This is a genomic window from Pantoea sp. At-9b, assembly GCF_000175935.2.
Classification (GTDB): Bacteria; Pseudomonadota; Gammaproteobacteria; order Enterobacterales; family Enterobacteriaceae; genus Pantoea.
In genome coordinates this window covers 157,161-176,664 of sequence record NC_014841.1, presented here as the reverse complement: position 1 = coordinate 176,664, position 19,504 = coordinate 157,161, and the positions used below count along the sequence as shown (strand labels likewise).

16 protein-coding genes are annotated in these 19,504 nt (G+C 56.0%); 13 read left to right on the top strand and 3 right to left on the bottom strand.

Going from position 1 to position 19,504, the window contains the following annotated elements:
• The first annotated feature begins 230 nt into the window (after nucleotides 1-230).
• Nucleotides 231-1,406 (top strand): MFS transporter, encoded by a 1,176-nt coding sequence (locus PAT9B_RS28125; RefSeq protein ID WP_041526298.1) that lies wholly within the window; start codon nucleotides 231-233, stop codon nucleotides 1,404-1,406.
• Between the two features lie 7 nt (nucleotides 1,407-1,413).
• Here PAT9B_RS28125 and PAT9B_RS28120 read toward each other — a convergent pair whose 3' ends face one another.
• The 3 genes from PAT9B_RS28120 to rpiB all read right to left on the bottom strand — a co-directional run bounded on the left by PAT9B_RS28120 (nucleotide 1,414) and on the right by rpiB (nucleotide 4,967).
• Nucleotides 1,414-2,325: a LysR family transcriptional regulator gene (locus PAT9B_RS28120; protein WP_013512680.1), complete on the bottom strand. Its 912-nt coding sequence runs from the start codon at nucleotides 2,323-2,325 to the stop codon at nucleotides 1,414-1,416.
• 160 nt (nucleotides 2,326-2,485) lie between these two features.
• Nucleotides 2,486-4,477, bottom strand: coding sequence for a transketolase (gene tkt / locus PAT9B_RS28115; RefSeq protein WP_013512679.1), 1,992 nt, complete (start codon nucleotides 4,475-4,477; stop codon nucleotides 2,486-2,488).
• A gap of 31 nt (nucleotides 4,478-4,508) precedes the next feature.
• The gene (rpiB, locus tag PAT9B_RS28110) at nucleotides 4,509-4,967 is read right to left on the bottom strand and encodes a ribose 5-phosphate isomerase B (protein ID WP_013512678.1); all 459 of its coding nucleotides are present in this window, start codon (nucleotides 4,965-4,967) and stop codon (nucleotides 4,509-4,511) included.
• A 444-nt stretch (nucleotides 4,968-5,411) separates the two neighbouring features.
• Between rpiB and PAT9B_RS28105 the strand changes: the two genes are divergently transcribed.
• The 12 genes from PAT9B_RS28105 (at nucleotide 5,412) to PAT9B_RS28050 (ending at nucleotide 19,494) form a co-directional block, all read left to right on the top strand.
• On the top strand, nucleotides 5,412-6,755 hold the full coding sequence (locus tag PAT9B_RS28105; RefSeq protein ID WP_013512677.1) for an MFS transporter: 1,344 nt from the start codon (nucleotides 5,412-5,414) through the stop codon (nucleotides 6,753-6,755).
• The gene (locus PAT9B_RS28100; protein WP_013512676.1) at nucleotides 6,755-8,500 is read left to right on the top strand and encodes a dihydroxyacetone kinase family protein; all 1,746 of its coding nucleotides are present in this window, start codon (nucleotides 6,755-6,757) and stop codon (nucleotides 8,498-8,500) included. The genes PAT9B_RS28105 and PAT9B_RS28100 overlap by 1 nt, the downstream gene beginning before the upstream one ends.
• 3 nt (nucleotides 8,501-8,503) lie before the next feature.
• Nucleotides 8,504-9,280, top strand: coding sequence for a triose-phosphate isomerase family protein (locus PAT9B_RS28095; RefSeq protein ID WP_013512675.1), 777 nt, complete (start codon nucleotides 8,504-8,506; stop codon nucleotides 9,278-9,280).
• A complete protein-coding gene (locus PAT9B_RS28090; protein ID WP_013512674.1) occupies nucleotides 9,280-10,092 on the top strand; it encodes a sugar phosphate isomerase/epimerase in 813 nt (270 codons plus the stop codon). Before PAT9B_RS28095 ends, PAT9B_RS28090 begins: the two co-directional genes overlap by 1 nt.
• A 2-nt stretch (nucleotides 10,093-10,094) precedes the next feature.
• On the top strand, nucleotides 10,095-10,952 hold the full coding sequence (locus PAT9B_RS28085; protein WP_013512673.1) for a phosphogluconate dehydrogenase C-terminal domain-containing protein: 858 nt from the start codon (nucleotides 10,095-10,097) through the stop codon (nucleotides 10,950-10,952).
• A gap of 121 nt (nucleotides 10,953-11,073) precedes the next feature.
• On the top strand, nucleotides 11,074-12,042 hold the full coding sequence (locus PAT9B_RS28080) for a sugar-binding transcriptional regulator (protein WP_013512672.1): 969 nt from the start codon (nucleotides 11,074-11,076) through the stop codon (nucleotides 12,040-12,042).
• Between the two features lie 33 nt (nucleotides 12,043-12,075).
• Nucleotides 12,076-12,513, top strand: coding sequence for a 6,7-dimethyl-8-ribityllumazine synthase (locus PAT9B_RS28075; protein WP_013512671.1), 438 nt, complete (start codon nucleotides 12,076-12,078; stop codon nucleotides 12,511-12,513).
• A gap of 223 nt (nucleotides 12,514-12,736) precedes the next feature.
• Nucleotides 12,737-13,720, top strand: a complete 984-nt coding sequence (locus PAT9B_RS28070) for an ABC transporter permease (protein ID WP_013512670.1) — start codon at nucleotides 12,737-12,739, stop codon at nucleotides 13,718-13,720.
• 32 nt (nucleotides 13,721-13,752) lie between these two features.
• A complete protein-coding gene (locus PAT9B_RS28065; protein WP_013512669.1) occupies nucleotides 13,753-14,751 on the top strand; it encodes a sugar ABC transporter substrate-binding protein in 999 nt (332 codons plus the stop codon).
• A gap of 54 nt (nucleotides 14,752-14,805) precedes the next feature.
• Nucleotides 14,806-16,929: an SMP-30/gluconolactonase/LRE family protein gene (locus PAT9B_RS28060; RefSeq protein WP_041526297.1), complete on the top strand. Its 2,124-nt coding sequence runs from the start codon at nucleotides 14,806-14,808 to the stop codon at nucleotides 16,927-16,929.
• Nucleotides 16,926-18,011, top strand: a complete 1,086-nt coding sequence (locus tag PAT9B_RS28055) for a hypothetical protein (protein ID WP_013512667.1) — start codon at nucleotides 16,926-16,928, stop codon at nucleotides 18,009-18,011. The genes PAT9B_RS28060 and PAT9B_RS28055 overlap by 4 nt, the downstream gene beginning before the upstream one ends.
• Complete coding sequence (locus tag PAT9B_RS28050) at nucleotides 18,004-19,494, top strand: sugar ABC transporter ATP-binding protein (RefSeq protein WP_013512666.1); 1,491 nt, start codon at nucleotides 18,004-18,006, stop codon at nucleotides 19,492-19,494. The genes PAT9B_RS28055 and PAT9B_RS28050 overlap by 8 nt, the downstream gene beginning before the upstream one ends.
• The last annotated feature ends 10 nt before the right edge of the window (nucleotides 19,495-19,504 follow it).

Sequence of the window (19,504 nt, the reverse complement as noted above, 5' to 3'; positions counted from 1 at the left end):
AAAACATCGTCAAGCAATACTAAATTGTTGTTTCTTACGCCAGAAAAATACCCTTCATCTCGTGCATAAAACATCACCATGATTTATAGAATCTACGTCTACAAAGAGTAGCCGAAACACCTATTATCACCCGGTTAAAAATACCAGAAAATATCCCTGCTGGTTCAATACCGGTTTTCACCATTTTCTTTATTTCTAAATTTATGCGATTGATTCCCAAGGGTGGTTCTGTGCAAAAAAACTATTCTCTGTTATTACTGGCGCTGTCGGTGGCCGTTTTCGGGGTGATTACCACTGAAATTGCTATTATTGGCCTGCTGCCAAAACTGGTATCCCAACTTCAGGTGACACCAACCCAGGTCGGTTTTCTGGTGAGTGTTTACGCAATTATAGTGGCGATTACCGGCCCGTTTATTACGTTGCTGCTGTCGGGTTGCAACAAAAAAACTGTGTTGCTGAGTATCTTGCTGGTATTCATCGTTGCCAATCTGATTTACGCCACCAGCACGGCCTTTAATCTTATCCTCGTGTTCCGCATCCTGCCCGCGCTGGCCCATGCGGTGTTTTTTGCCGTGGCATTGGTGGTCGCGGCCAATTCAGTTCCAGCCGAAAAGCGCGCCAGCGCCGCCGCGAAGGTTTTCGCCGGAGTAGCCATCGGCCTGGTGCTGGGGGTGCCGCTGAGTTCGATGATTGCCGAGCACTTTTCTCTCGCGGCGGCATTCTATTTTGGTGCGGCGGCATGCATTGTGGCCTTTATTGGCGTGCTTTTCCTGATGCCTTCCATGCCCGCCACTCACAAGGCTTCGTTCTCCAGCCAGCTTTCGGTACTGCGTAAAGGCAAGCTGTGGCTGACCATCTCGACAGTGACCTTTATTTTCGCCGCCATGTTCTCCAGTTTCAGCTATGTCGCTGATTATTTGTCAAAAGTTACACAACTCGACAATAACGACATCAGCGCCATGCTGATCCTGTTTGGCGTATGTGGATTTTTCGGCAATTTTGTCTTCAGCAGTTTCTTGCAGACAAATCTGGTTAAAACCACCCATCTCTATCCGTTGTTCTACGCGCTGGTATTCCTGCTGGTCTGGTCGTTTGGTTTTTCCGTGCTCGCCATGTGTCTGCTGACCATTTTCTGGGGCGCTTTCCATTCGTCCGGGCTGGTGATTAGCCAGACCTGGCTGATGCGCGAAGCCAGTGAAGCACCTGAATTCGCCAACAGCCTGTATATGTCTTTCTCCAACCTGGGTATTACCATCGGATCACTCAGCGGTGGCTGGTTTATCGCGCACCTTGGCGCACATTCGGTGGTGCTGAGCAGCATTATTTTTGCCCTGCTGGCGTTTATCAGCATTGTGATTAAACACCATCTGGACACGCAGCGTCAGGGGGTGTTGGTTGAGGAATGACCTGATATCAGTCCAGTAGCCCCTGCTCTGCGGCCTTAACCAGGGTGTCGACAGCGTGACGTATTTTAGGCAAAAGCTGACGGCTTTTGGGCCATAACGCGCTGATCGGCACCTCGCCTCCCGAATGCCCTTTTAGCACCTCTTTCAGCTCACCGCTTTGCAGGTACTTGCCAACCAGCCACAGCGGTAGCTGTGACAATCCGCATCCGGCAAGCGTCGCGGCCAGCATGGCATCACCATCAGCGAACTCATGCGTTGCGGGCGGTGTAAAACGTGAGATTTGTCCATCATCGCCTTTCAGCAGCCAGGATAGCGGCTGATTGCGACGAAAACCCAACACGCAATGATGCTGACTCAACTCGCTCGGACTCGCCGGTTCACCCTGTTCGCGCAGATAGCCAGGCGAGGCACACACCACCAGTTTCTGCGTGGTCAACCGTCTGGCAATCAGGCCGCTACTGTCGGCCAGTTCGCCGATGCGAATCACTAAATCGATGCCCTCTTCGATCAGGTCGACAAAGCGCTCACTAAAAGTGACGGTCAGGGAGAGCTCCGGGTAGTGGCGGGTGATGTCCAGCAGGATAGGTAGAATACGTTGTCGGCCAAATGCCGCCGGAACATCCACCCTGAGCCTTCCTGCGGGTTGTGCAATCTGTGAGGTCAGCTCGGCTTCCGCCTGCTCAAGAATTTCAATCGCGCTCTGACAGCTCGCCAAAAAGCGCTCACCTTCCGGTGTCAGGCTCAGATGTCGCGTCGAACGCTGAAAGAGCTTCAATCCTAGTCGGTCTTCCAGGCGCCCGACGCTTTTACCGACCGCTGATTTGGTCAATGACAGACGTTCAGCCGCCGCAGTAAAACTGCCCAGTTGCGCGGTAATAACAAAGGCAGTAACGCCTCCAAGATGGTCGGTCTTACGCATCGAACGGCTCACAATCACGTTTAAAAGATTAAAACTACTCTACCGTTTAACAATAGCCATGATTGTGGAATTTATGTCTACACAGCAACGAATAAAACCCGCGCGATAAATCGCGCCGCTACGGGCATAATCGGGCGGCCTGATGGCCGCCCGAGGGGCATTACAGAATGGATTTCGCAGTCGCGACCACATTGGCCACGGTGAAACCAAACTCTTCGAACAGCTTCTCGGCCGGAGCAGACTCACCGAAGCTGGTCATGCCGACGATTGCACCGTTCAGGCCGGTGTATTTGAACCAGTAGTCCGCGATACCCGCTTCGATTGCCACACGTGCAGCAACCGCTTTCGGCAGTACGGATTCGCGGTAAGCCGCATCCTGTTTGTCGAACGCATCGGTCGACGGCATGGAAACCACGCGTACCTTGCGGCCTTCGGTGGTCAGTTGGTCGTAAGCACCGACCGCCAGTTCCACTTCTGAACCGGTGGCAATCAGGATCAGTTCCGGCTGACCGGCACAATCCTTCAGCACATAACCACCGCGTGCCACGTTAGCCAGCTGCTCGGCGCTACGATCCTGCTGCGCCAGGTTCTGACGGGAGAAGATCAGCGCGCTCGGGCCATCTTTGCGCTCGATGGCGTATTTCCACGCCACGGCGGATTCCACCTGGTCACACGGACGCCACAGGCTCATGTTCGGGGTGGTGCGCAGGCTGGCCATCTGCTCAACCGGCTGGTGCGTCGGGCCGTCTTCGCCCAGACCGATGGAGTCATGGGTGTAGACCATGATTTGACGGATCTTCATCAGCGCCGCCATACGTGCCGCGTTACGCGCGTATTCCACAAACATCAGGAAGGTAGCGGTGTACGGCAGGAAACCGCCGTGCAGGGCGATACCGTTGGCAATCGCGGTCATACCGAATTCACGCACGCCGTAGTGGATGTAGTTACCGGCTGCATCTTCGTTGATCGGCTTCGAGCCGGACCACATGGTCAGGTTGCTCGGTGCCAGGTCCGCAGAACCGCCGAGGTATTCCGGCAGGATTTTGCCGAAGGCTTCGATGGCATTCTGTGAGGCTTTACGGCTGGCGATTTTCGCCGGATTGGCCTGCAACTGCTCAACAAATTTCTGTGACTCTTCTGCCCAGTTGGCCGGCAGTTCGTTGTTCATACGACGTTTGAATTCGGCAGCCAGTTCCGGGTGCGCAGCAGCGTAGGCGGCGAATTTCTCGTCCCATGCCGCTTCTTTCGCTTTGCCTGCTTCTTTGGCATCCCACTGCGCATAGATGTCTGCCGGGATCTCGAACGGTGCGTAGTCCCAGCCCAGCTGTTTGCGGGTCAGCGCCACTTCGGCGTCGCCCAGCGGTGCGCCGTGGGAGTCGTGGGTACCGGCTTTGTTCGGAGAACCGAAACCGATGATGGTTTTGCACATCAGCAGGGATGGCTTGTCAGTAACGGCTTTGGCTTCTTCCACCGCTTTTTTGATGGCGTCGGCGTCGTGACCGTCCACGCCGCGCACCACGTGCCAGCCGTAGGCTTCAAAGCGTTTTGCGGTGTCGTCGGTGAACCAGCCATCCACGTGACCGTCGATGGAGATGCCGTTATCGTCATAGAAGGCAACCAGTTTGCCCAGCTTCAGCGTACCAGCGATGGAGCACACCTCGTGTGAGATACCTTCCATCATGCAGCCGTCGCCCATAAACACGTAAGTGTTGTGGTCCACGATGTCGTGGCCCGGACGGTTGAACTGCGCAGCCAGGGTGCGCTCAGCGATCGCGAAGCCCACGGCATTCGCAATCCCCTGACCCAGCGGGCCGGTAGTGGTTTCGACGCCAGCGGTGTAGCCGTATTCCGGGTGACCTGGCGTTTTGGCATGCAGCTGACGGAAGTTCTGCAGCTCGCTCATCGGCAGATCGTAACCGGTGAGGTGCAGCAGGCTGTAAATCAGCATCGAGCCGTGGCCGTTAGACAGCACAAAGCGGTCGCGTGCCGCCCATTGCGGGTTGGTCGGGTTATGGTTGAGATAATCGTACCACAGCACTTCGGCAATATCGGCCATGCCCATCGGTGCACCAGGGTGTCCCGATTTGGCTTTCTGTACTGCATCCATACTCAGGGCACGGATAGCATTGGCGCGTTCACGGCGTGATGACATAGGGTTCTCCAGAGGTAACGATGTCGGCGAATTACTTCGCCTGACACACCTGTTCGTAATAACCAATCTTCTCCACTTTCGCGGTCGAACCTCCCCCTTCAAACTCCGATGCCAGCCAAGCATTGACGATATTTTTTGCCAGTTCCGGTCCAATCACGCGGGACCCCATGGTCATGATCTGCGCGTTGTTACTTTTACGTGCACGCTCGGCAGAGAAGGTGTCATGGCACTGGGCCGCACGCACGCCTGCCACTTTGTTAGCCACAATCGCCACCCCAATGCCGGTGCCGCACAGCAGAATGCCGCGATCGTGTTCACCCTGCTGGATGGCGGTAGCCAGCGCAAACGCCACATCCGGGTACATTGGACGATCGTTCTGCGCGTCATTGCTGTAGTCCTGGACATCGTATTGTTTCTCTTCCAGGTAACGTTTAATCAGGTTTTTCAGTTCGATAGCCGCGTCATCGGCACCAATGGCAATGGTTTTCATGGGTATTTCTCCAGCAGGTTATGCGCTCATGCCTGCGCGCTTCACAGGCGATCAACTCGTCTTCGCATACAGCCTGCCACAACAACGTTCATATGTTCAATATGAGTTCTTTTGTTTTATCGCATAGAAATCCTTCTCCTGCTGCTGCGCAAAGCGCACACCACGCGGAATCAGGCATCATTATGCCCCTGAGTCCGCGTTATTGATCAGTTTCATAACATATGAGCCGTCTCACAATTTTCGGAAATGGCGCTTGAGAGCTGCTCATTTATCCGTGTAATGTTCATTTGTTCGTTGCAACTACCAAAGCACAAGAAGACCCTTGAAGGACTCGAATATGTGTAATCAGCCCTGTACATCGCTGTTCATCTGCCGCCATCACGCCGTTTGCGTCTGGCCAACACCGCTAATCACGTTCAACCACGCACGTCACGGAGGTGCGTTATGAGTCAGCAGAATCTGCCGGCAGTGGAGCAATCCGCTATCCGCAAAATATCCTGGCGCCTCGTGCCGTTCGTCGCGCTGATGTTCTTTATCAACTTCCTCGATCGCACCGCCATCTCCTTTGCCGGTCCGAATGGTATGACGCAGGATCTGGGTCTCACCGCATTGCAGTTTGGCCTGGCTTCTGGCGTGTTCTTTATCGGTTACATCCTGCTGGAAGTGCCGAGCAATCTGGCGCTGCATCGCTTCGGTGCACGTCGCTGGCTGGCGCGCATCATGATCAGTTGGGGGATTGTGTCGCTGCTGTTCACCTGGGTCAGCAGCGTGGAAGGCTTATACACCCTGCGTCTGCTGCTGGGCATTGCCGAAGCAGGCTTCTTCCCCGGCGCGATTCTCTATCTGAGCATGTGGGTTCCGGCACGCCATCGCAGCAAGATCCTGTCGCTGTTCTACCTCGCCCAGCCGCTGACCGTGGTATTTGGCGCACCGCTGGCCGCAGGCTTGATTGAGCAACATGGTTTGTTCGGCCTGGAGGGCTGGCGCGTGATGTTTATGGGCGTGTCGATTCCGGCGATCCTGATTGGTATTGCAGCGCTGTTCTGGTTAGTGGATTCTCCGCGTCAGGCCAAATGGCTCAGCAATGAGGAGAAGGATTGGCTGACTCGTGAGCTGGAAGCCGAGCATCAGCAGAAACAGCACAAGACCCACCACAGCGTGCGTTCGGTGATGGGCAATGGCCGCGTCTGGATGCTGTGTCTGATCTACTTCGGCTTTATCTATGGGTTGTACGCGCTGGCGTTCTTCCTGCCCACCATCATCGCCGGCTTCCAACAACAGTTTGGCACCACCTTTAACGTGATGCAGAAAGGGCTGATCACCGGCGTTCCTTATCTGATTGCCGCCGTGGTGATGTTCTTCTGGTCAAAAGATGCCACCCGTCGTGGCTGCAAAACCTGGCACATTGCGATTCCGGCCATTGCGGGCGGCATCAGCGTACCGCTGGCGCTCTACATGGATTCGCCACTGACCACTATCCTGGTGATCGCCATCACCGCCAGCTCGATTTTTGCTGCCTTACCCAATTTCTGGACCTTACCGACGCAGTTCCTGACCGGAGCCTCGGCGGCGGCGGCCATCGCGCTGATCAACACTCTCGGCAACGTGGCCGGTTTCTCCGCGGGCTACATCACCGGCGCGCTGCACGACGCTACCCAAAGTTATGCCCTGCCGATGTTTGTGGTAGGGGGATTCATGTTGCTGTCAGCCGTCCTGATGTTGCTGCTTAACCGCCGCCGTCCGCAACCTCTGCATCAGCCAACTTCTCTCGCACAGGAGCAACAATAATGACGTACCTGTTTAACCAACCTTCGGCCTTTGCCGCTGAACTGATTGAAGGATTTGTCGCGGCCAACGCTGATAAAGTGCGTCAGGTGCCGGGCGGAGTGGTACGCAGCACCCGCAGCCAGGCTGACACCGTTGCGGTGGTGGTGGGAGGCGGTTCCGGTCACTACCCGGCGTTCGCCGGGTTGGTTGGACAAGGTCTGGCACACGGCGCGGCGATGGGGAACCTGTTCGCCTCCCCCTCGGCCCAGCAAATCTACAATGTGGCGCGCGCAGCCCATAACGGTGCAGGCGTGCTGCTGATGTTCGGTAACTATGCCGGTGATGTACTGCATTTCGGCCAAGCCTGTGAGCGACTGCGCGCCGAAGGTATTGCCTGTGAAGTGCTGGCGGTGACGGATGATATCTCCAGCGCCAGCGTCAACGAACGTGAAAAACGTCGCGGCGTGGCCGGTGATCTGACGGTGTTCAAAGCCGCCTGTGCGGCGGCAGAAGCAGGATATGACCTCGCGGCGGTGTTGCGGCTGGCGCAACATGCCAACGAACGTACCCGTTCATTTGGCGTGGCATTTTCCGGCTGTAGCCTGCCGGGCGCGCAACATCCATTGTTCGAAGTGGAAAAAGGACGGATGGCGCTGGGGATGGGCATCCACGGCGAACCCGGCATTAAAGAAGACGACGTCCCGCGCGCCGATGTGCTGGCGGAGATCTTCGTCGATCGCCTGCTGGGCGAACTGCCACCGGGTATCGCTCACCCCGCCGGACAGCGGGTCGCGGTCATTTTAAACGGTCTCGGCTCGGTGAAATACGAAGAACTGTTTGTGGTTTATCGCCGGGTCGCGCAACTACTGGCCGAGGCACAATTGCAGGTGGTGGAACCGGATGTCGGCGAGTTTGTCACCAGCTTCAATATGGCCGGTGCCTCCCTGACGCTGATGTGGCTGGATGATGAGCTGGAAACCTTCTGGCGCGCTCCGGCCAATACCCCCGCCTACCGCAAAGGCAGCGTTATCGCCGCCGAACCGCTCAGCGCGGTGGAATGTCTGGCAAGCGCAGAAGAACCGCTGCCACCCGCTACCGCCGAATCGCAAGAAAGTGCGCAGCGGATGTTACAGCTGCTGGAGGCGGTAACCGCCATGCTGCAACGTAATGCACAGTTGCTGGGAGATATCGACGCGGTCGCAGGCGATGGTGACCACGGCATTGGCATGGAACGTGGTTCGCTCGGCGCGGTGGCTAAAGCCCGTGACGTCGCCGCACGTGGTGCCGGAGCAGGCAGCCTGTTGTGCCGCGCTGCGGATGCCTGGGCAGATAAAGCTGGTGGTACATCCGGTGCGTTATGGGGCGTTGCCCTCACGGCACTCGGCACCGCGATTGGCGATCGGCATGCGCCTGATGCCCAGCGCGTCGCCAGCGGCGTGCGGCATGCCAAAGAGGGCATCATGCATTTCGGCAAAGCCCGCGTGGGCGACAAAACCATGGTGGATGTGCTGGTGCCGTTCAGCGACAGCCTCAATGCGGCAGTCGCGCAAGGGGTGTCGTTGACCGATGCCTGGCTGGCCGCCGCCGAGGTAGCCGATCAGGCCGCGCAGGCCACCGCTCAGTTGTTACCAAAGATGGGACGTGCTCGCCCACTGGCGGAAAAAAGCCTCGGTACACCAGATGCCGGTGCCATTTCACTGGCAATGGTGGTCAATACCGTGGGTGATTTGCTGAAACAACAAACCACCAGCGAGCAGGGAGCCTGACCAATGGCACAACCGCAAGTGTGGCTCGGCGTCAGCCTGAAAATGTACTTTGGCTATCAGCAGACGCTGGCATGGTGTCGGGATGTCGCCGATTTGGCACAGCGCCATCCGGCCATTCAGCAAGGTGATATCGGGTTGTTTGTGCTGCCCGCCTTCCCGGCGATCCCGGCAGTGGCAGAGATCTTTGCCAATACGCCGGTACGCTTTGGCGCGCAGGATGTCTGCCAGGCAGCAAACGGTGCCTGGACCGGTGAAGTCAGCGCCAGCATGTTGCAGGAACTGGGCTGTTCACTGGCTGAAATTGGGCATGCCGAACGCCGTCGTCATTTCCATGAAGATAAAACCCAAATCGCCGCCAAAGTGGCGATGGCGCTGCGCCACGATTTAACCCCGGTGTTGTGCATCGGCGAAGAGCAGGAAGGCCAGCCTGAGCAAGCCATTGCGCTCTGCGCACAACAACTGGCAGAAGCGTTAGCAGACGCGGAACAACAGGGTCTGCGCGGCAACCTGTTGTTTGCTTACGAACCCCAATGGGCAATTGGCGCGCCGCAGCCCGCACCGGACAACTACATTCGGGCGGTCTGTGACGGTCTGCGCCAGTTACCCACACCACAAGGCATTACCTTACAGGTGATTTACGGCGGCAGCGCCGGGCCGGGGCTGATTCAACGTCTGGGAGACAGCGTAAACGGGCTGTTTCTTGGACGTTTCGCCCATGACCCGCAGGCGCTGGCGCAGATTGTTGATGAAGCCAGTGTGCTTTTACAGGAGATCCGTTAATGAGCCGTATCGGACTCAGTACCTATGCGTTTTTCTGGCGCATGTCAGCGAAAGTCCCTCAGCCACTGACGCTCAGCCAGATGCTTGAGCAAACGGCAGCGATGGATGTGTCGGTTTTCCAGATCTGCGATTATCCGGCGATTGAAAGCTGGTCAGATGAACAATTGCAGGCGCTGCGCCAGCAGGCTGATGCGCTGGGTATCACGCTGGAGCTGGGCACCCGTGGCCTCGGCACCGCCCATCTGCAGCGCTACTTGCATATGGCCGCGATCCTTGATGCTCGCGTGGTGCGTTCGATGTTCTACACCGCCGACCATCGCCCGTCGCTGGAAGAAGCCAGTGCGCTTATCGCCGCCGTGCTGCCGGATTTTGCCCGTCAGCAGGTACGCCTGTGCCTCGAAACTTATGAACAGGTCAACAGCGCCGCCATGATGTCGGTGATCAACAAATTCCTCTCGCCGTGGCTGTGTGTCTGTCTTGATCCCGCGAACTGCGTCGCCGGGCTGGAGCTGCCGGAACAGGTGATAGCCAATACCGCTGCACGCGTCGGCAACCTGCATATCAAAGATTTCGCCTTCACCCGCCGCGACGGCTGGGTCGGTTTTACCTTTGCCGGTTGCCCGATGGGTGACGGGCTGCTCGATTACGACCGGATGATTGCCAGCGTGCGCCCGGCGGAGCGGGACATTAATCAGATCGTCGAACACTGGCTGCCGTGGCAGGACGATGCAGCCCTTACTTGTGAGCGCGAAGCCGAATGGACGCGCCGCACCGTGGAATTCTTACGTAGTAAACAAGATCAGGAGTCTTAATCATGAGCAATACACTGAAAACCATTACCGTCATTGGCGCGGGCGGCAAAATGGGCATGCGCATTTCTGCCAACTTCCAGAAAAGCGATTATCAGGTGTTTTACTGTGAAAACTCAGCCAAAGCACAGGAGCAGGTCACTGCCCAGGGCCGTGAGTTGTCAGATGCTGCATCGGTGGTGCCCCTGAGTGACGTGGTGATTCTGGCAGTGCCGGATATTGTGCTGGGCAAAGTCTCTGAAGGCGTTGTGCCGCAGATGAAAAAAGGCGCGGTCTTGCTGACCCTCGATCCCGCAGCAGCCTATGCCAACCTGATTGCGCAACGCGACGGTATTGAATACGCCGTGGCCCACCCCTGCCACCCTTCCGTGTTCCTGGCACGTTACACCAAGGAAGAACACGCCGATGCCTTTGGTGGCGTAGCCGCCGTCCAGCATGTCGCCGCGTCTTATGAAACCGGCAGCGACGCGCAAAAAGCTGAACTGAGCAAAGTGATCAGCGTGATGTACGGCCCGGTTGAGCAGGTACATTGGGTAACCGTCACGCAACTGGCCTACCTGGAGCCAACGCTGGTGGAAACTGTGGCCTGTATGGTCGGTGCCTTTATGAAAGAAGCACTGGATGAAACCGTGAAGCACAGCGGCGTGCCTGAAGAGGCCGCCAAAGCGATGCTGTATGGTCATATTCAGATTGCGCTGGCCGTGGCGTTCCGTGCCACCAACCCGTTCTCTGATGCCTGCATGATCGCGATGGAGTATGGTCGTGAGAAAATCGTGAAACCTGACTGGAAACAGATCTTCGATCAGAAAGAGCTGGATATCGTGATTGCCCGCATGCTGAAAATTGACGCGATTCGCCGCTAAACGTGATGCCTATAGCGACTCGCTGCGCCGCCGTCTGGCAAAGCGAGTCGTATCAGTGATATAACTCCCCCCTATCGCATATTGATCCACTCAGATATCACGCTGTCAGGCAGGTTAACCCATGAATAAAAACACGCTCTCTCAGGATGCCGAGCTGCTGACGGAAATTGCGGTTGCCTATTATCAGGACGAAATCACCCAAGAAGAGATCGCGCAAAAGTTTGGTATCTCCCGCATCAAAGTGGGTCGTCTGCTGAAACGGGCACGTGAAGAAGGCATCGTTGAAATCAACGTGCGCTACCATCCAGTATTCAGCACCCGTCTGGAACAACAGCTACTGGAGCGCTTTCCGCAACTGCAACGCGCACTGATTGCGCTGGATTTGCAGGATGCGGACGAACAACGCCGTCAGGTCGCGGCGCTGGTTTCCTCACACCTGACGCAGTCACTGAAAGAGAACACCGTGGTCGCCGTCGGCCAGGGCAGCAATGTAGCGGCAGTTGCCGATCATCCCGGCCAGGTGCCGATGCGTCAATGTCAGTTTATCTGTGGAATTGGTGGGACACACCGTCCAGGCGATGCCATCAATGCAGACCATATCAGCCGCCGTCTGGCGAAAAAGTTTGGTGGCACCAGCGAAACACTCTATGCCCCGGCTTATGTCGAAAACCGTGCGCTCAAAGATGCGTTCATGCAGAACGGCACCATCAAAGAGACACTGGACCGTGCACGTAAAGCCGATATTGCGTTGGTGGGCATCGGTGATATGAACGAAAACAGTTATATGGTGAAGCTGGGCTGGTTTACTCCCCATGAGATCATTGATGCCAGCGTTAATCAGGGCGTGACGGGCGACATTGCCGGGTATGCTTTTTTTAACGCCCAGGGACAACAAGTGGATACGGTGATGAACGATCGGGTGATCGGTCTCAGTATCGATGAGCTGCGTAAAATTCCCTGTGTCATCGCCGTGGCCTCGGAAAATACCAAAGCCATGGCGATTCTCGGTGCGTTGCGTACCGGTGCCATCGACATTATCGCGACCACGGCGCAAAATATTCGCACTATTCTTAGCCTGTCAAAACAATAAATACTGAAATTGCAGTGGGAAACTGGAGTCACTATGAAGAAATTGAATATCGCCTTTATTAAAGCCAGCTGGCATAAAGAGATTGTCGGTAAGGCGCTGGAAGGTTTTCAGCAGGAGTTATCGCTGCAACAGGCCGATGCTGAAGTAAAGGCGCTGGACGTACCGGGCGCGTTTGAAATGCCGTTACTGGCACAACGTCTGGCGAAGACCGGCAAATATGACGCCATTGTGTGTGCCGCGCTGGTGGTCGATGGCGGCATCTACCGCCATGATTTTGTTGCTCAGGCGGTAGTGGATGGTTTGATGAACGTGCAATTAAGCACCAATGTCCCGGTATTCTCCGTCTCCCTGACACCCCATAATTTCCAACCCGCTGACGAGTTTATTCAGTTTTATGAAAAGCACTTTGTTAAAAAAGGTGCAGAAGCAGCGCGTGCAGTGTTGGCAATTACCCATTTAGCTATCGACTGAGAGTACCGTAGCGGCGCGATTTATCGCGCTGTACGCCAACGCGATGTTAATTCGCGAGATAAAGCGCGCCGCTACAGATTGCCTATTTACTGATCCGTTACTTCTGCATTGCAGTTTTTGTTCTATTAGCCGCAACTTTTCTGCTTTCACTTTCTTAATCTCCTCTTTTAGGATTGCAACAGGAATTATCCTGGTATCTAGCGACCGACTATTAAGAGTAAAAATGAACGTCAGCGGAATTTATCGGCGAGATCGGCAGGGAATCATCGTACTGCTTTTATCGGTGGCAATTTTTATTGTCTTTACGCTTTTCTTACCCCATTTTCTCTCCACAGATAATCTGGTTAATTTGGTGCGTAGCGTCACGCTGCTCGGCATTCTCGCCGTCGCGATGGGCATGATTGTCATTGGCCGCGGTATCGATCTCTCCTTAATTTCAGTCATGGCCATGTCCACCGCCTGGCTGTTAAATATGCTGAATCAACAAATATCGCTTGAAGTGGCTTTGCCATTAACGCTGCTGGCGGTGGTCGGCGTTGGTGCGGTCAACGGTATCCTGATTGCCTATGCCGAAATCCCCGCGTTGTTTGCCACGCTGGCGACCGGCATTCTGGTCTATGGCGTCGGGCGTTCATTGTTAATCAGTCAGGATGTGATCTATCTTGCCAAATCTCAGTCTGGCATTGCGGCATGGGGTGAAGCATCCGTCGGTCCGGTGCCGCTGGAGATCATTCTGTTCTTCGCCCTGGCGGCGCTGATGGCATTGCTGCTGCGTTTTTTAAAATATGGTCGTTATCTTTATCTCATGGGTGATAATTTACAGGCGGCACGCAACAGTGGCATTCCGGTTCGTCCTCTGATTACCCTGCAATATATTATTTCCGCCCTGGTCGCCTTTGTTGCGGGTTTAGTGATCGTGACCAGCCTGCATTCAATTAATACCCGCATCATCAACTCAACCTTACTGTATGACGTGATATTGGTGGTGGTGGTCGGTGGAATAGGATTATCCGGCGGCAAAGGTGGCATGCGTAATATTATCTTTGGCACATTGCTGATTGGCCTGTTAATCAATGGCCTCACCATTCTTGATATTTCTGACTTATATCAAAATCTGATCAAAGCCAGTTTTCTTTTAATTGCCCTGATCATTGACGGGGTGATTAACCCGCGTGATGAGCAAACCGACCAACAGGGCGACATTTGAATGATCACTTCTTCACTCACAGGGTAACGAATATGAATAAATGGCAAAAAGTGGTGGCGCTGGGTTTGGCACTCAGCATGTGGGGCAGCAGCGCCTTCGGTCGCGACGATCCCGGCCCCACCAGCGTGGCAGAGCATTTCAAAGATAAAACGGTGGTGTTGATCCCGATGGCAATGGGCATGGACTTGTCACAGGGTTGGGCCTACTACATCGGCAAATCGCTGAAAGCGGCTGGCATCAATTTTGAAACACGCGACCCCAACTGGAAACCGGACGATGGCGCGAATGCGCTGACCGATGCCATCAACCGCAAAGTGGCGGCGGTGATCGTACAATCGCCCGATTTACAGTCCTATTCACGCTTGTATAAACGGGCGCAACAGGCGGGCATCTACGTTATTCAGGTGGATAACCCGAGTAACTTTTCATCTGATGCCTTTGTTGGCAGTGACTGGACCACCGTGGGTCAGTTAGAAGCCCAGGCGGTGGTTAAAGGTTGTGGGGCTAATTCAACGAAAAAAATTGGCGTGATCCAGGGCGACCAGGTGAATGCCTCCAGCCTTGATCAGTGGGATGGCTTGCAGGCGGAACTGAAAAAACATCCGGGTTTTGAAGTGGTCGCCGCGCCCTACTCCAACTGGGATGAAACTACCGCGCGTAACGTCACCAATACATTGATTCAGCAACACCCTGATGTCTGCGGCATTGTGGATTTCTGGTCAACCACCGCGCAGGGCACTGGAGCGGCGATCCGTGACGCTGGCAAGACCGGCAAGATCTTCCTCGCCACCACCGGCGGTGGTGAGCAGGCCGATTGCGATCGCCTCAACAACGGCGTCATCGATGCACTGGTTTCAACCGATGTACCGAATCAGTCGCGTGATGTCAGCACCCTGGTGAAATTCCTGCTGCAAAGTGGTGTCGCGGCAGGCACCAGCAAAACCTGGCTGTATACGCCGGAATCCATCACCACGCGTAACGACCTGAAGTCCGGCACCTGCTGGTCACTGAAAGCCAACGCGGCAGCCTAATCACTTCCGGTCAGCCGGGTACGGCTGACCACTTTGTTTATTTGGTCACTCAATATGTCTATGCGCGAACGGGCGGCACAGCTCCGCTACAACCTCATTCCTGGTTATTTAATCGGTGAGTTACTGACCAAGCGCTGGATCGACAACGCCATTCCGTTGCTGTTTCTGTTGCTGCTGTTGCCTGCACTCAACCATTTCCTACCCGGTTTTCTCGCCCTCTCCAGCCTGAGCGATCTGTCACGCCAGTGGGGTGAATTTGCCCTGGTGGTGATGGGGATGAGTATTGTGATGCTGGGGGGTGGGATTGACCTCAGCGTCGGTGCCATCTTCGCCCTCAGCGCCTTTACCGCCGTCTCTGCCAATAGTTTACTGGCGCTGCCGTTGTGGCAAACCCTGCTGTTATCCCTGGTAACCGGTGCGCTGGCGGGTGCCTTCAATGGCGTATTAATCGGCTATTTACGACTCCGGGCGTTTCTGACCACGCTGGTCAGTTTTATCCTGTTGCGCACGCTGTTCGATATTCTGGTGGTGAAATACGCCTCACAAATTCAGCAATCGGCAGTGGATAACCCGCAGTGGGACTTTATTGGTGAAGAGAGTATCGGGCCGCTGCCGGTCAGTTTTGTGCTGGCAGTCGTGGTGGCGCTGGCTTTGCATCTGTTGTTAAGCCGTATGCGTCTCGGCTGGCACATCCAGGCTGTGGGCGGCTCACGTCGTTCAGCATGGAATACCGGCATTGCCGTGCGGCGCACGGTATTTATCACCTATGTACTCTCGGGGTTGTGCTGCGGCCTGGCGGGCTTCTTACTCGCCGCACGCATGGCCGGGGTCGGTCCTGGCACCGGATTAGGGCTGGAGATCATGGCGCTCACAGCCGGCGTCGTCGGTGGCAACAGTCTTGGCGGTGGGCGTGGATCGATCATGAAAGGCGTCCTCGGCGCGATCATTGTGTTGCTGTTGACCAATGCGCTGATTCGCCTGGGACTGCCAAGCGGCAGCACCCAACTGGTACTCGGCCTGGTGTTGATCGCTGCCGTGTTTCTGGATATCCGCTGGCTCAAGAATCGTCACAAGGTGTTGGCGAATGTCTACGTCGCGCCGATCTATACCCGCATGGGTATCACCCCCTCCGCTGAACCTGCTGCACAATCCCCCTGGTCGCTGAACGATAAACTGGCCGACACCGAATTTATCGGGCTGGGCGAGTTGGAAGGGCCGGAAGATGTCATCCTCGATAATGATGATCATCTCTATTGCGGCACACGCCACGGCGAGATTATCCGCTTTTTCGCCCCTGATTATCAGCGATCCGAAGTCTTCACCCATATTGGCGGCTTTCCGCTCGGCCTGGCACTGGATAAAGATCGGTCATTAAAAATCTGTGTTGGCGCCATGGGATTATATTCCGTCAGCCACGATCGCCAGGTCACGCAACTTTCGACGCAAACCCGCCGCTCGTGGTTATCGGTGGTGGATGATGCACGCCTGCGCGATCCCAACGATTGCGATATCGCGCCGGATGGACGCGTGTTCTTTACTGACTCCACTACGCGCTACGATGCGCATGAATGGGCACTGGATAGCATCGAAAGCCGACCAACCGGACGGTTACTGTGTTACCACCCCACCAGCGGCAAAACCGAGACCCTGCTCAGCGGCCTGCGCTACACCAACGGCGTGTGCATCGCTCACGATGGGCAGTCGCTGTTTCTGGCGGAATCCTGGGCATGTCGTGTCCACCGTTACTGGTTCGACGGTCCGAAGAAAGGCCTGCTGGAGTGTGTCATCCGCGATATGCCGGGATATCCCGACAACATCAATCGGGCATCGGATGGCCGCTACTGGATGGCATGGCTGGGGATGCGGACTCCGAGCTTCGACCTGGCATTGCGCCATCCATCGATGCGGCGACGCATGACCCGACGGCTGGTGCAGGACGAATGGCTGTTTCCCAACATCAATACCGGTGGCGTGGTGAAATTTGATGAGCAAGGCCAGATTCATGATGTGCTGGGCAATCTGGGTGGCATGAGCCATCCGATGGTGACCTCAATGCGCGAGCACAAAGGCTATCTCTACATCGGTGGCATTTTGAATAACCGCATTGGCCGCTATCGACTGCCCGATGCCGACCCTAACTGGACCAGCTTTAACGCATATTGGGGGCGATCCGCATGAGCCGTTTTTCCCTGCTCGACCTGTTTCGGGGTAAGGCCTTGACCATTCCCCCGCTGGACGGCCCGCTCCAACCCAACACCGCGCTGGACGATGCAGCCCCCTGGCTGGCGGTGACGCAGCCCGATAACTTATCCGCTGATGGCGATCGGGTGCTGTTCTCCAGTGGCAATCAGTTGCTGCGATTGCCGCAGCAACCGCACGCGGCCGCTGCCCTGCTTTGGACGTTCGCACACCCGATCATCAGCATGGCGTCCCGTCCAGGCGGCGGCGTAGTGCTGGCCTTAGCGGATGATTCGTTATGGCTGTGGCAGGGGAATTCGCCGCAACCATTAACACCACCTCAGCCTGAAATAGGTTGTATTACCGCCATGCTGTTTATCGATCGGCAGCAACTGGTGCTGTGCAGCGGTTCACGACGTTTACCCGCCAGCGAATGGTCACGCGACCTGCTGCTCAAACACCGTGAAGGATCGGTATGGCTCTGGGATCTTGCCAGCCAACAGGCGCGTTGTCTGGCCGCTGGATTGGGCTATCCACAGGGTGTCTGCGCAGGCCCGCAACCCGATACGCTGCTGGTCACGGAAAGCTGGCGGCATCGGGTGATCGCACTGTCGCTCACCCGTGCGGGCATCCGTGTGGTGTTAGATCATTTACCGGCCTATCCCTCCCGCATCGTTGCCTGTCGGGAGGGTCATGGCTTTTGGCTGAGTTGCTTTGCCCCACGTAATCGGCTGGTGGAGTTTGTGTTACAGGAGAAAGCTTATCGCCACGCGATGTTGGCCGAGGTTGCGCCTGAATACTGGATCGCCCCGGCCTACGCATCGGGGGCCAGTTTTCTTGAACCTTTGCAGTGCGGAGGGATAAAAGTCATGGGGGTACACAAACCCTGGTCTCCCAGTCGTTCGTGGGGATTGGTGGTGCGACTCGATCAACAGGGACAACCACTTGCCAGCTATCACAGCCGGGCTGATGGACAACGACACGGTGTGAACAGCGTGCTGGAGACCGCAGACGCGCTATGGGTCGCGTCACGTGGCGGTAACGTTGTGATGAATTTACGTCAGGAGCCCTACCATGCATGAGTTGCTGCGCTTAGATCACATCAGCAAACATTATCATGGCGCACAGGCACTGGATGATGTGAGTTTCAGCCTGCGCGCGGGTGAAATTCATGCGCTACTCGGGGAGAATGGCGCAGGCAAATCTACCCTCAGCAAAATCATCGCCGGGGTGGTCACGCCCGAGCAGGGAGAACTGCGCTGGGAAGATCGCCTGATTAAATTTACCTCCCCCGCCGACGCACGCCAACAGGGGATCGCGATGGTGTTCCAGGAAACCAGTCTGATTCCTTCGATGACGGTGGCGCAAAATATCTGGCTGGGAGATGAGAAGACGTTCAATCGCCTGCGTGGCGTCTATATCGCGGCGCAGCAGTTCCTCCAGGCACTGAATTTTCCGGTTGATCCGACAGCCCAGGTTGCCACGCTGGGCGCAGCCAAGCGGCAGATGGTGGAAATCGCCCGTGCGGTGCGTCTGCAAGCCAGGGTGATTATCTTTGATGAACCGACCGCCACCTTAACGCCAGAGGAGAAACAACATTTCTTCGCCCTGATGCGCCGCTTACAACAACAGGGGATCACGCTGGTATTTATCAGCCACGCCATTGAAGAAGCGTTGCAACTGGCCGATCGCATCACCATTCTGCGCGATGGTAAGCATGTGATCACCGGTGACGTCAGGCAGTTCAACCGCGAAACCATCATTGCCCAGATGGTGGGCAGGCCGACGGCTGGCGTAGCAACCACAGCGCCACGCGTACCGCGTCCAGCCGGTGAGAAGATCCTGAGTGTGCAGGATCTGTCGCGCGGCAATGTAGTACGCAATAACGCCTTTTCCCTCTATCGCGGGCAAATTACCGGTATTTTTGGTTTGGTTGGCTCGGGTCGCACCGAGACGGCACGCATTATCGCCGGTATTGATAAGCGTGACTTTTCCCGTGGGGGAACCATCGAACTTAACGGCCAACCGGTACGTTATCGAGTGCCACGTCAGGCAATGAAAGATGGCATCGTGTATGTGACCGAAGATCGTAAATCCGAGGGCTTTTTCGAAACATCCACGATCGCCGAGAACCTCTATGCCGGACTGCTGGCGTCGGAGCAGCATCGTTCCGCGTTCGTCAGCCGCCGGGCGCAGAGCGCGCTGGCGGAACTGTGGCGGAAACGGCTTAACATCCGCGCGCTTAATCCTCAGGAACCGGTGGTGGCGCTGTCTGGCGGTAATCAACAAAAGGTGGTGATTGGCAAAAGCCTGGTGCAGCAACCACAGCTGATCATTTTCGATGAGCCCACGCGCGGCGTGGATGTCGGCGCGATCCGCGAGATTCATCAGTTGATTAACCAACTGGCGGATGACGGCCTGGCGGTGGTGGTGATTTCCTCCTATCTGCCGGAAATTCTGGCGCTGGCTGACCGCATTCTGGTGTCGCGCCAGGGCCGGATTGTTGAAGAGTTTATGGCCGACCAGGCCGACGAGAAAAAAATCATGTATGCCGCAGTGCACTAAGCGGCTGATT